The sequence below is a fragment of the Paenibacillus sp. JT31N17 genome, assembly GCF_056269255.1.
This window is the reverse complement of sequence record NZ_JBWDNP010000001.1, coordinates 521,773-534,378: the sequence shown is the minus strand read 5'-3', so window position 1 is coordinate 534,378 and position 12,606 is coordinate 521,773. Positions and strand designations below refer to the sequence as shown.

Sequence of the window (12,606 nt, the reverse complement as noted above, 5' to 3'; positions counted from 1 at the left end):
ACCCGCCATTAATATCCACCTCTCCCGTTGTCTTGATTCTGCAACCCGCCGCTGCTCCACATACTGCGTGCAAGCAGCTCGAACGACCTGAGCCGCTTGCGGTAATCGGGAATCATCGTGACTAGCATAAATTCATCCACCCCGTACTGGAGCGACATCTCCTCCAGCCGCATTGTCAGAGCTTCGGGCGTGCCTGCCAATAATTTGCGGGCTGCAAGCGCAGCAAGCTCTTCCGTGCTGATATTGCTCTGGAACAAGCTCATACCGGCAGCTGCGAGCTCCCTGGCTTCATCTTCCGTGTCCGCACAAACAAAACCGACCGTCACGATCGTTCTGGGCTCGGGGCATCTGGGTGAAGGCTTGAACGCATTCCGGTAGGACTGCAGAACCTCAACTCCATCCCGGTCGCTCATGAATTGGCCGAACACATAACCCATTCCAAACTCGGCTGCATAAGCCGCGCTCTTGCTGTTCGTCCCCAGCATCCACAATTCCGGCGGCTCCGGCGGGATCGGCCGGGCGGTTACCGGATAGCCGTCATATTCATAATTCTGCTCCAGCAGCTCGGTTATCGCTCTCAGCTTATCCGGCATCTGCGCTACATTTTCAATGAAATTGCCGCTTAACGCCATGCTTGCATGCGCCTGGCCTCCAGGTGCCCGGCCCATTCCGAGATCGACACGCCCGGGGTACAAGCTGGCCAGCATATGGAAGGATTCCGCCACCTTGAGCGGCTTATAATGCGGCAGCAGCAGCGCTCCCGAGCCGATGCGGATGCGCCCGGTTCTCGCTCCGATATGGGAGAGGAGCACCTCCGGCGAGGTGCAGGCCAGACCCGGCATATCATGATGCTCGGCCGTCCAGTAGCGGGTGAAGCCAAGCCGTTCGGCTGTTTGGGCAAGCTCGGCCGCCTGGCCGAGCGCATAAGCGGCGTCCTTATTTTCGAATAAAGGTACAAGGTCCAGCACACTAAGCTTGATGGATGGCATGGTATTCCCCCCTCCTGTTCTTCCATCTTCGTTAAGAAGAAACAGCTTTCTTAAACTTCCAGTCCAGGGAAGCTCCCGCTTTCTCTCCCTCAAAGAAACTGAAGAATTTCACGGATGTGCCCGATCCGGCCTTCCGGGAAGACGCCTGCCTTATTCATATGTTCCAGCTCCGTCTGATAGGCAATAAAGGTCATTCCCGCCTGCTCCGAAGCCTTCCCGTCTATCCATGCATCTCCAACGGACAGCCATTCCTGTGGCTCCGTATCCGGATAAGCGTTCAGAAGATAGAGAAAACCGTCCGGCGACGGCTTCAGGCTGTTTACCATTTCCCTGCCTACAATATGATCAAAAAAATGCAAAATTTGATGATCCGAGAGCGCCTTATGCGCAGCCTGGCAGGCATTGTTGGTGACGATGGCCAAATGAAACCGGCCATGCAGCTCCTCCAGCAGCTTCGCGGCTCCCGGCTCAAGCTCGGCGCCCTCCATCCCAATCCATTCATGTCTGCTGACCGTGCTCCACATCTCCTCCATAAGCGCTGCGCTCATCGCCGAGGTCCGGACAGCTGCCTGGATCAGGGTTGCGGTCGTATGGAGTGCCAGCGGAAAATCTTCCGGAAGAATTCCTTGGCTTGCGAGGAACCGGAACGTCTCCGCCTTCATTAATGGAAAGTCGATATGCGACCGCAGCAAAGTATTATCCATATCAAACGCAATGCCTTTATATTTTGATTTCATATTATCCTCACTTTATTGTCTTTCGTGAACGTTGGCTCTTATTCGGGCAGCAGCCTCATCAATTCATCCCATCTCGTAATCCGGGGAATATCGACATGCCTGTTGTAGGAATTGTCTTTGACATAGACATTCATTGCCAAATCCGTGAGCGTCTCGAGCACGGCAGGCTTATCGTCAAAATAATAATCCAAGTCCAGCCTGCGGATAATATGCACCTTCTCCGTATCGCTCATGCCGCAATAAAAGTTACCGTCCTGCACCGGAAATCCGGCCTGAATGAGCCATTTCTCCGTTCTTTCGCAATGCTCGGCCGTCCGTGCGGTAATATAATAGACCTCGTGGCCTTGGCTAACGAGCTCATGCAGAGCCTCTACCGCACCCGGGAAAGGCGGACAAGAGGAATAATAAATTTCTTCCCTGCTGCTGTTCCACATCTGTTTTCCCTCTTCAGCCGTCATGCCGAACAGCTCATGGATGGGAATCTTATTCAAAGCCTGAAATTTGTTCAGCGCAACCTGCCTGTTCAGCTTCTTATTGTAGAGATGAAAGGCATGTTCCCTTAAATTGATGAGTGTGTCGTCAACGTAAAAGCCAAATTTCATGCAGGGCTCTCCTTCTTCTGCTTCTTTTCCATTTAAGGTCATACAGTTATCTTATCAGAACTCTTTTCCATTTAGTATCGTGCGAAGAGCCCTAGTCAAATACATGCAGTCTTCATCAACAATAAAAGAGCATGCAGCCATCTTCGCGGGAAGAATGGCATGCATGCTCTAAAAGTGCGCCAATCGTTATTCTTCGATTCGACAAATGATCCTTATCATAAATGACGACCTCCGCCGCCTGTGTGCCGGGGGACGGCACCGCTGATTTCAAGGAAGAGGGTCCAGCCGTTCGAACGACTGGCCTTCTTCAATCATGAATTACCCGGTGAAAGGGGATCATGCACCCAGCTCCTGCAGGCTTTTCTCCTCCACAGTCTTCTGGAGTGAACCTGACCGGCTTCGGGAAAGTCTGAGCGATATAGTGGCTATGCCCGCAGAAACGGCGACTCCCGCTGCTCCTATCCAGCTGATGGAGGCAAGCGAGGTCTGCTCGACGATGACTCCCCCAATTCCTGCACCCGCGGCCATGGCCAGCTGCAGCACGGAGCTGTTCAAACTAAGCATAATGCCGGAAGCTTCCGGAGCAAGCGAAATTAAGTGATACTGCTGGGTCGGCCCTGAAGACCATGCCGAGAATGACCAGAGCATAAGCAGCATGAACACGATAACGGGAGAATGGGCTGCGAGCGTCAGCAGCACCAGAGCCGCCGCATGAAACAGCATGCCGCCGATCAGCGTACGGGGAGCTCCCCATCTGTCCGTACTGAAGCCTCCGAGCTTGGATCCGATCAAGCTGAAGATACCAAAAGCGAACAGGCCGATGCTGACCCACTTTTCACTCATGCCTGTTATTTCAAGCAAAAATGGTGAAATATAAGTGTAAACGATGGAATATCCGCCAATCCAGAAGAAGGTCACGGTTAGAGCGATAGCAATTTTCGGCTGCTTCAAGAGCGCCAGCTGCTGCCGGATAGGAACAGGCTGCTCGCTCTCCGTTTGCGGAATGGTGATATAAATCATGAGCATGGCAAGGATCCCGAGAATGCCGATGCCTCCGAAGATCAACCTCCAGTCATAAGCGGAGGCGACTACCCTTCCCAGCGGAACGCCGATAATGAGTGCGGTGCTGAAGCCCATAACGAGAGTGGCAATCGCGCTAGCCTGCTTGCCCGCGGGAGCTATCTTGGCGGCCACAGTCAGCGCCGTTACGACGAATACCCCGGTGCCAAGAGCCAATATGATCCGTGAGCCCATCAGAAAGCCAAACCCGGAGAAGGCGATGGCTACTCCGTTTCCGATCACGAATACAAGCAGCGAGTACAGGAGCAGCTTGCGCCGATCCATTCGGGCCGTAATGCCCATCAGGAGCGGCGTGCCAAAAGCATAAGCAAGGGAAAAAACGGTGATGAGCTGTCCGGCTGCGGACAACGAAACGCCGATATCCGCCGCCACTTTATCCAAAATGCCCGCGATGATAAACTCGGATGTGCCAACCAGAAAGCTAACAATCGCCAGCATGTATATTTTCCATGTATTCGACATGTTTTTCAGTACCTCTCTCCACTTTGTTGATTTTTATATTTCTAAAAATATAGAAATTAGGAATAAAAAAATTATGCCAGCAGATACGGCGCATATTTATGGGCCATCTCGTGGTTTACACTGTAATAAATATAGGTTCCATCCTTACGGAGATTCAACAGGCCGCAATCGGTCAACTGCTTCAGATGATGCGAGAGCGTCGAGCCTGCGACCGTCTCCAGCTTGCTTCCGATATCGGAGCAGCATAAATTTCTCTCTTCTGTAAGCAGCATGGCGATTTTGAGACGGGTCGGTTCGCCAAGTGCCTTGTATACCCGTACAGCCTGTCGTACTTCCTCCGTATCTTCAAGCATAAATATCTCCTCCTTTGTTTAAGCCTATATTTCTAAAAGCATAGAAATAAGATAGCACATCCGGACGTTGTAAGTAAATAGGCTTTTGTTTGTTAATTTTCCCGGGAAAACCGTACGACCGATACGGTTGCTGCCCCGTGTGCATGAGCAAACGCTTCAAGCTCCCTGTGCACACTTTGGCTAAGACGTTCCGTAAAGTCAATTTCCGGGTCGATTTGCAATAATTGAACCGATAAATGTCTTTGCTGTTTATCCAGGCGCGGGTCCATGCGTCCGATCAAGCGGTCGCCGGCTAATATCGGCATCGCGTAATAACCGTACTTGCGCTTGATGGCTGGCGTATAGATTTCCCACCGGTATTCAAAATCGAATAAATCCTCCAGCCTCTTGCGGCTCCACAATAAGTTGTCCAGGGGCGGGAGAAAGTGAATCGGCACATCAACATCTTCGCCGCTTGTCCGCATGCCATCTTCTTTCTGATGCATGGAGAAGCTTTCTACATCCGAAGCCAACAGGTAGTAGTGCCGTTTAAGCCCTTCGACCTCGACAGGTACAACTTCTCCCGATTCAATGTACCGGTCGATGGCTTCCCGCCGTTCTTTTGCGCTTAACCGCTGCCAGCCAAGACGCGGGTCGCTTGGTTCAAATACTCTATAGGCTTGAAAATATTTGCGCAGCATCCTGTCATGCGCTTCGGCGGGATCGATTTGATCGGCCAATTGCTGCAGCGCGGCAGGGATACTGCGGCTGGTCACATCGAAAAGGCGCTGGTTTCCTTCTCTGCCGACGATTCTGATCTGCGCGGCGTCCATTAATAAATTCAGCGCATGGGACGTAGCCTTGGTCTTGGCGTTCACATTATCCCAATACCCGTATACCCGCTGGTCGGATTCGAACGACTTCGCCGGAAGCGGGCCTTCGATCTCCAGCTTATGCAGCACTTGTTCAATGACCGGCTGAATCATGTCGATTGAAGCCCGTGTGCTCTCCCGCAGACGCTGGCGGACCGGCTCAAAAATAGGGTAATGTTCCATCGGAATAATACAGGCCGCGTTCGCAAAATATTCAAACACCTCGTTTTCCCGCAGCAGCTCGTTTAGTATTCCCTGCTCATAACCGGCAATTCTTGCTGCCAGCGTCAAGTGCTGATTGGGACCGACGGCAGACACCGGATCGATTTGAACGCATTCCAGCTGTCTGATCACATCCATAACACGCTTGCGCAACTCCTCCGCAGAGCCTGCGCGTTCTTCCCGGGGATAAAGCAAAAGCTGCTTCTCAAGCAAAAATCGCCTGAGCGCCCGTTTTGTCGTCTGTAACGGTTTCATCCCTTCACCTCCGAATCGCATATTTTTTACAATACGGCATGTTATCGAATTCTGCAAATAAGAAACTTTGTGATATGACAAAAAAAGACCACACAGCAGGCATTTGCCGCATGTGTGATCTTCCTCCGGTCCATAATAACTAAAATGCTGGTTTTCTAAAATTAACGTCTTGGAAAATATCCGATAAATTCCTTCGTATTAAAGTTGAATGCGAGGGTAACAGGACCCAGCAGGGCATCCTGATCCGTGTTGTACGTTACCGTTACCAGCTTGCCGCCCGCGGCTTGAAGAGCTTCCAGACTTTTCTTCTGTGCATCCGTAGTGGCAAGAACTCCCGAGCCTTGAGCATCCACCAGTTCTACTTTGGCTTCATTTTGCTTCGTGGTCAGATGAGATTTGTCTTTAACCAGATGCCATGCCATTCCCCGGTACGCTTTGATCGCGTCCGCGGTCAAAACATTGTTGTCCATCACATGATTGTCCAGTACAACCATATAGTAGAGCGGGCCTTCCGGCATTTTGCTGTCGGTGTAGTTCGGACCATAGTAGACACGTACTTTGTTTCCGACCTTCACATCTTCCCATTTAACCGCCTGCCCGTCTGGAGACAATACACTTGTTTCCTTGCCGGAATTTACGGTCAATGTTGGAATCAGCGTGCCGCCTTTGGCTTCGCCAAACTGTACGACCCATCCATCAGCGGTATGCTTGATCGCTTGAATAACATCTTCACGGATCAGGGATTGGCTGCCGACATTAATTTGTGCGGCGTGGGATTCGACCGGGAAGGTCATCGCTACATTCGGACCGTATTGTACATCGATTTTCAGGCCATTCTTGAGGTCTTTGGCGCTGATGGCTTTACCGGCACTATTCTTAATGACTGTATCCTTGTCCGCATAAAGGATTGTCCAGCTGTTGTCGCCTTTGCCAAGCATCTCGATCCGGTATTGTCCGTCAGCAGTTTGCTTGACGTCAACGATTACGCCCGTATTGCGCAAATATTTCACTGGAGCGACCACATCCGTTTTATTGATTGTTATAGAACGGTGACGCGAATCATAGTTCAACGTATATCCGAGCGCTGAAGCCTCGCTTTTGGCAGGCAGATAAACTTGACCGTTGATAATGACCGGTTTCATGGAAGTAGCTTGTCCATTAACCGAGACTTTAATATCACTGCGCAGCAACCCGCTTACTTTATAGAAAAAGCCTGAGGCGCTCGCAGCCGTCGTAACCCCGAGCAACCCAATCATCGTAATGAGTGCAACTTTCTTCTTGGTGTTCATTGTTATTGCTCCTCCTACCCCTTAAGGGTTATTTTTTTATGGTAACAAACACTCAGACGGCAGTGGCCGGAAAAAGGTTTCAGTCGATAATAAAGTTATTATTTGGAAGAGCACCTCCGGCTTAGATGCTGGTGCAAACGAATCCCCGGATGGATTCTTGAGGTTGACCAGATATGATAAGATACAAAGCCTCATCCTCCAGCACGATGTGCTTCATAATGCCTACCGTGATCAGCTCTCGGAAATTTAATACGGATACTTCGTAAAACCTCAAGGAGCCGCCGGCTCCTTTTTTTGTGCCGCATTCAGGCATACCGATTTTTTGGTGAGCTGCGTTAAAAATGAACTTGACGTATCTTTTTTTCAATGAGATAGTTATACATGCATCTAATAGTTATACGGTTATCTAACTGAATGAAAAGGGGATGTCTTGACGTGATCAAGCTGTTTGTACGGCGATAGCGACTTCAAGAGCCGGCGCCATAACGAAAGAAATCATTCTGCACGCGATCAAATTGATCATACCGGGATTTCCCTAACTGTTTTACCATTCCAGACCTCCAGGAGATGAATTCAAAACGTGATTAAATCTAAAGCTTTAATTGTATACATTCTCGCTTTCGGTATTTTTGGCATCATCAATACTGAGATGGGCATAATCGGCATTCTGCCTCTGATTGCCGGGAACTTTGACATCAGCGTATCCCAGGCCGGTCTGCTTGTCAGTCTTTTCGCACTGGCTGTAGCCATAGCCGGGCCGTTCCTGCCATTGCTTTTCTCGGGAATGAACCGCAAGTCGGCCATGTTATTGGTACTCGGATTGTTCGTTGCTACCAATGTCATTTCTATTTTTGCCCCTAACTTTACCATTGCCTTGATCGCCCGGGTTATTCCTGCATTCCTGCATCCCGTATATTTCTCGGTAGCCTTTACGGCAGCCGCCAGTTCCGTCAGCAAGGATCAGGCTCCCAAGGCCATATCCAGAGTATTTATGGGCGTTACTGCCGGAATGGTAGTCGGGATACCGATCACGTCCTTAATCGCAGAAGTGTCATCGCTGGAAATAGCCATGTTATTCTTTGCGATCGTTAATGCGGCCGCGTTTGTGGCTATCCTTATTTTCGTTCCGTCTATGCCGGTAAAAGAAAGACTATCCTACGGGACACAGCTCGGCGTCTTGAAAAAACCTCTTACCTGGATTGCCATTGCAACCGTCATTTTTATTAATTCCGGCATGTATGCTGTTTATAGTTTTTTTGCCGAGTACATGGATGACGTCACCCACATGACCGGAGGTCAAGTCAGTCTTATGCTGGTTTTATTCGGCGCAACTGGCATTGCGGGCAATATTTTTGCCGGTAAATTGCTGACTAATAATGCAATGAAAACTGCAATTGTATTTCCATTTGTGTTTGGAGCCATCTATCTGCTCGTCTATTTTTTGGGGAATTTCACGGTTCCGATGGCGGTACTTATTGCGTTTTGGGGCGTCCTTTTCACCTTTGGACTCAATATTTCGCAATACTGGATTACTTCTGCAGCTCCGGAAGCACCGGACTTCTCGAACGGCTTGTTTGTCGCTTTCGCTAATTTAGGCGTTACGGTCGGTACGTCGGTCGGCGGTTTATTTATTTCTGGAATGGGAACACGGCATGTCGTATGGGCCGGAATGATTTTCCTTGTGCTTGGTTTATTGACCATTATGCTGAGAACCTCGATTTATCATCCCAAAAAAGTGAAAACCGTTTAAAGCAGAACCTGCAGCGCCGTCCTCTGGCGGCGCGGCGGAATTTCTGTACCATTTTGACAAATGACTATTAAACAGCTCCTTTCGCATCAGCTTCGGAGGAACTGAATTTCCTTTTCTGCTCTTTGCTGAAAAAGAGCTGTTTATTGGTTGTTTTCCCTGAGAACCTGCCTGAGGGTATTTGCATCATCATCAAGGGTGCTTGTCAAATCAGTATTTCCCCTTCTTTATCCGGTTGAATTTCATAAGGAAATCGCCTTATTCTCTTCCTGCCATCCCACAAAATAAAGGCCGTTCCTCAATCGGAACGGCCTTATCTTCGTCATATGAAACTTATGATTGAACAGCTTTCTTCTGACTCAATACCGACTTGGCCCTGCTTTGCCGGATAAAATAACTAAGCGGCAGAGCGGCAAGCACGATCACGGTAGCGATGAGATAGACGTCGTCGATACTCAGCGTATAAGCCATACCCGGGATTTGCAGCTTGTCGGTCGTGCCGCCGGCGGCAAGCTCCGAGGCATGTTTGCCGGATTGGGAAGAAAGCAGTGAAGTAAACAGTGCAATTGCGAACGAACCGAATACATTGCGCAGCCAGTTGGAAATGGAAGAGGCGTGACCGCTGAGTTCCGGCGGAATCTCCTCCATGCCGGCATTGCTTGCGGGCATAATCATCAGCGAAACTCCTACATTGCGTACGATCATCCAGAACAAAATATAGCCATGCGAGATGTCGACGCTGAGCCAGCTGAGCGGCAAACTGCCGCCTGCGAGCAGCACGGTGCCGACAATTAACAGCACCCGCGGGCCAATCTTGGCGTACAGCTTGCCGGTAAACATTGTAATGACCGCCATCATAAGCGAGGCCGGAAGCAGAACAAGACCCGTGTCTAGCGGTGTGACCTTTTGTACATTTTGCAGAAAAACGGGTGTCAGCAGCGTACCGGAATAAAAGCTGATCGTCGTAATGCACAGAATGGCCGACGTTAAGGTGAACCGTGCATTCTTCAGTACACGCAGTTGAAGCAACGGCGATTGCGCAGTAAGCTCGCGCCAGATGAACAGGACCAGAAATACAAGGCCCCCTCCAAGCAGCAGCAAGGTCTTCGCCGAGCCCCAGCCCCATGAATTTCCTTGCGACAACGCAACAAGAATAGTGGAGCTGCTGATAATGACCGTAATCAGTCCGGTGAGATCAAGCTTCTTGGGAACATTAAGCCGGTAATAAGGTATAAACACAAGAACCATGGTGATGGCAATCAGTCCGAACGGCACGTTCACCCAGAACAGCCACTGCCAGGTGAAATGCTGGAGCATCCACCCTGCGAAAGTCGGCCCGATTGCCGGAGCAAGACTCGTTGCAGCTGCCCAAAGGCTTATGGCGACCGGTTGTTTTTCCCGCGGGATAATCTGATAAATGATCGCCATGGCGGTTGGAATGACCACGCCGCAGAAAGCACCCTGCAGAATTCGGAAAGCGATCAGCATCGGAGCATTCCACGATATCGCACAAAGTATGGACGCAACCGTCATCCCGATGAGCGCGGTTAGAAATAAACGTTTATAGCTGAACCTCTCGCCAAAATATCCCGTCACCGGAGCGAAAGTGCCCATTGCCAGCATAAATCCGGTCAGCGTCCATTGGACAACGCTGAGCTCGGCGGCAAATTCCTGCTGCAGCACCGGAATAACGATATTGATCGTACTAACATTCAGGACAGAGACAAAACTGCCAAAAAATATAGCCAAAATAATGGGAGTAGTCTTGATCTGCCTGCCTTCTTCCTGATGCATCGGATACTCTCCTCGCCCTTGTTAGTATGTTGATTTTCACATATAATCAACTGTAGGCAACATCATAACTCCATATCTACCGTTATGTCAATATTAACATATCCTTTACATGCTAAAATTTTTATTAGGGGATGAATGTATGAGTATAAACACACTGTCATATGGCCTGCTCAGCGCGATTTCTACCGATTCATGCTCCGGGTATGACCTTATAGCGCGCATGAAGCTTTTCTGGAAAGCTGACCATAGTCAGATCTACCCCCTTCTCGCCAAATTGGTGAATAAGGGTTATGTCCGTTTTGAAACCATGCAGCAGACCGGTAAACCGGATAAAAAAATATACTTTATAACCGACAGCGGCTCGGAAGTCTTGAAAAATTGGATGGCTGAACCAACGGCCGAGCCCGTGATCCGCGATGAATTTGCTTTGAAAATGTACAGCATCCGGATGTTTGATGACGAACAGGCTGTTCGGCTGCTGGAGGAAAGGCGCACGCTGTATGAGCAGCGGTTAGCGGAGCTGGAAGAAACAGCGGAGAAGATTAGGATTAAGCGCGCAAGGCTCGCCGAGGAAGGGAGCGAGCCGGGATCGCATGTATTAGGCGCTTATTTTCTGTTCGACCGGGAAATACGAAATGCGCAAACGGAGCTGCAATGGTGTGATTGGGCATTGGAGACCATACGCCAGGGGATATAAGGGCTGCGTGTCGGCCCTTTTTTTGCTGTGGAAGCGATGATGAATAAATTTCCGACGAAGCTGTATACAATAACGACAGCAAAAGGGCTGCCGGTTGCCGGCAGCCCTGATTTTTTTCAAAGCAATATAACAACCATCACCGCTGTATCATGCATGTCCGTCTCTCCGCTTCGCTGCCCATTGAGTTTGGAACAGGATGATTGAAAGATTGAAAGTGAATACATCCCCGTCCCTCGAAAAGACCTCCTAAGATTTATATTGTATCGGGATCCGTCCCCTTCGTTTCCTTTCCCAGGAACAAGATCGCAAGAGCTCCGATGACAATGGCGATGAAAAATATTATAAACACCGCCGTAATGGCAGTCCCGCCAGCCACGAGAATTCCGACCAGATAAGGACCGATCACTCCGCCAATCCGTCCGAAGGAGGCGGCAAAGCCTACTCCGGTCGCCCGGACGGAGGTCGGATACAGCTCCGGCGTGTAGGCATACATCGCACCCCATGCCCCGAGATTGAAGAAGGACAGGCTGATGCCGGCCCCCAGAATCATACCGGTTGTATCCGCATTACTGAACCATACAGCGCTCACAGCGGTCAGCAGCAGGTATGTAACGAGTACGAATTTACGTCCGAATTTCTCGATGAAGTAAGCGGCTGTAAAGTAACCAGGCAACTGGGCGAGGGTAATAATCAGGACATATTGAAAGCTTTTGACCAGATCGAAGCCCTTCAGCACCATAACGGTCGGCAGCCATAGAAATATCCCGTAATAGGAAAAGACGACAGTGAACCATAAAATCCAGAGCGCGATCGTCGATTTTCTGTATTTTTGCGACCATAAGGAGCTCATCCTTTCCTTTAGCGAAAGCTTCCTGTGCCGCTGCTCCAAAAAACGCGGCGAGTCCTGAATAGCTCTTCTGAGGTAGAGAGCATACAACGCGGGCAAAGCGCCGATGACCAATGCGATTCGCCAGCCGTATACCGGAATGATGAAATAGGATATCAGCGCAGCCAGAATCCAGCCGCCCGCCCAGAAGCTCTCCAGCAGGACTATAGCTCTTCCTCTTTCCTTTGCGGGGACCGATTCGGATACCAAAGTCGAGGCTACCGGAAGCTCCCCGCCAAGCCCGAAGCCTGTAACGAAGCGCAGTATACAAAGAATCACAAAGCCCGTCGCGAGCGCGGATAGCCCGCTGGCGGCAGAGAAAATAAGCAGGGTCCACAGCAGGATCGTCCTGCGCCCGAAACGGTCCGCCAGTGAACCGGCCACGGCTGCGCCGGCGGCCATCCCGATGGAATTGATGGCCGTCAATAAACCGACCTGTTGGGCTCCAAGCTGCCACTCTACGCTCAGCGCGGCTACGATAAACGAAAGCAAGCCCACATCCATCGCATCAAACAGCCAGCTCAAGCCAGCACTGAACAGCAGATTGCGTTGTTTTTTATCCTGAAGCAGAGTTGTTTGGTTCACGCCGCATCATTCCCCCTTACACGCGATTTATGGTTATTGTCCATTTGCCGGTCGCTG

11 protein-coding genes are annotated in these 12,606 nt (G+C 50.3%); 2 read left to right on the top strand and 9 right to left on the bottom strand.

Annotated elements, in window-relative coordinates:
• Positions 1-8: 8 nt before the first annotated feature.
• The 7 genes from AC0YOB_RS02320 to AC0YOB_RS02290 all read right to left on the bottom strand — a co-directional run bounded on the left by AC0YOB_RS02320 (position 9) and on the right by AC0YOB_RS02290 (position 6,840).
• On the bottom strand, positions 9-989 hold the full coding sequence (locus AC0YOB_RS02320; RefSeq protein ID WP_475791369.1) for an LLM class flavin-dependent oxidoreductase: 981 nt from the start codon (positions 987-989) through the stop codon (positions 9-11).
• Positions 990-1,078: 89 nt separating this feature from the next.
• On the bottom strand, positions 1,079-1,726 hold the full coding sequence (locus tag AC0YOB_RS02315; protein ID WP_475791368.1) for an HAD family hydrolase: 648 nt from the start codon (positions 1,724-1,726) through the stop codon (positions 1,079-1,081).
• A gap of 38 nt (positions 1,727-1,764) precedes the next feature.
• A complete protein-coding gene (locus AC0YOB_RS02310) occupies positions 1,765-2,328 on the bottom strand; it encodes a 5' nucleotidase, NT5C type (RefSeq protein ID WP_475791367.1) in 564 nt (187 codons plus the stop codon).
• A 336-nt stretch (positions 2,329-2,664) separates the two neighbouring features.
• The gene (locus tag AC0YOB_RS02305) at positions 2,665-3,870 is read right to left on the bottom strand and encodes an MFS transporter (RefSeq protein ID WP_475791366.1); all 1,206 of its coding nucleotides are present in this window, start codon (positions 3,868-3,870) and stop codon (positions 2,665-2,667) included.
• A 71-nt stretch (positions 3,871-3,941) separates the two neighbouring features.
• A complete protein-coding gene (locus AC0YOB_RS02300) occupies positions 3,942-4,223 on the bottom strand; it encodes an ArsR/SmtB family transcription factor (protein ID WP_210043998.1) in 282 nt (93 codons plus the stop codon).
• A gap of 92 nt (positions 4,224-4,315) precedes the next feature.
• Positions 4,316-5,551: a winged helix-turn-helix domain-containing protein gene (locus AC0YOB_RS02295; RefSeq protein WP_475791365.1), complete on the bottom strand. Its 1,236-nt coding sequence runs from the start codon at positions 5,549-5,551 to the stop codon at positions 4,316-4,318.
• A gap of 161 nt (positions 5,552-5,712) precedes the next feature.
• Positions 5,713-6,840, bottom strand: coding sequence for a stalk domain-containing protein (locus AC0YOB_RS02290; RefSeq protein ID WP_475791364.1), 1,128 nt, complete (start codon positions 6,838-6,840; stop codon positions 5,713-5,715).
• 580 nt (positions 6,841-7,420) lie between these two features.
• Between AC0YOB_RS02290 and AC0YOB_RS02285 the strand changes: the two genes are divergently transcribed.
• A complete protein-coding gene (locus AC0YOB_RS02285; protein ID WP_475791363.1) occupies positions 7,421-8,590 on the top strand; it encodes an MFS transporter in 1,170 nt (389 codons plus the stop codon).
• Between the two features lie 330 nt (positions 8,591-8,920).
• Here the strand turns inward: AC0YOB_RS02285 and AC0YOB_RS02280 are convergent, their stop codons facing one another.
• On the bottom strand, positions 8,921-10,381 hold the full coding sequence (locus AC0YOB_RS02280; protein WP_475791362.1) for an MDR family MFS transporter: 1,461 nt from the start codon (positions 10,379-10,381) through the stop codon (positions 8,921-8,923).
• A 139-nt stretch (positions 10,382-10,520) separates the two neighbouring features.
• Between AC0YOB_RS02280 and AC0YOB_RS02275 the strand changes: the two genes are divergently transcribed.
• Positions 10,521-11,078: a PadR family transcriptional regulator gene (locus AC0YOB_RS02275; RefSeq protein WP_475791361.1), complete on the top strand. Its 558-nt coding sequence runs from the start codon at positions 10,521-10,523 to the stop codon at positions 11,076-11,078.
• Between the two features lie 253 nt (positions 11,079-11,331).
• On the opposite strand, the gene AC0YOB_RS02270 is transcribed toward AC0YOB_RS02275, so the two are convergent.
• Entirely contained in the window at positions 11,332-12,549 is a 1,218-nt protein-coding gene (locus AC0YOB_RS02270) for an MFS transporter (protein ID WP_475791360.1), read from the bottom strand.
• Positions 12,550-12,606: the final 57 nt, after the last annotated feature.

Excerpts from the sequence above, each read along its gene's own strand:
- AC0YOB_RS02320 (WP_475791369.1), bottom strand. The coding sequence starts at position 989 with ATGCCATCCATCAAGCTTAGTGTGCTGGACCTTGTACCTTTATTCGAA.
- AC0YOB_RS02315 (WP_475791368.1), bottom strand. The coding sequence starts at position 1,726 with ATGAAATCAAAATATAAAGGCATTGCGTTTGATATGGATAATACTTTG.
- AC0YOB_RS02310 (WP_475791367.1), bottom strand. The coding sequence starts at position 2,328 with ATGAAATTTGGCTTTTACGTTGACGACACACTCATCAATTTAAGGGAA.
- AC0YOB_RS02305 (WP_475791366.1), bottom strand. The coding sequence starts at position 3,870 with ATGTCGAATACATGGAAAATATACATGCTGGCGATTGTTAGCTTTCTG.
- AC0YOB_RS02300 (WP_210043998.1), bottom strand. The coding sequence starts at position 4,223 with ATGCTTGAAGATACGGAGGAAGTACGACAGGCTGTACGGGTATACAAG.
- AC0YOB_RS02295 (WP_475791365.1), bottom strand. The coding sequence starts at position 5,551 with ATGAAACCGTTACAGACGACAAAACGGGCGCTCAGGCGATTTTTGCTT.
- AC0YOB_RS02290 (WP_475791364.1), bottom strand. The coding sequence starts at position 6,840 with ATGAACACCAAGAAGAAAGTTGCACTCATTACGATGATTGGGTTGCTC.
- AC0YOB_RS02280 (WP_475791362.1), bottom strand. The coding sequence starts at position 10,381 with ATGCATCAGGAAGAAGGCAGGCAGATCAAGACTACTCCCATTATTTTG.
- AC0YOB_RS02275 (WP_475791361.1), top strand. The coding sequence starts at position 10,521 with ATGAGTATAAACACACTGTCATATGGCCTGCTCAGCGCGATTTCTACC.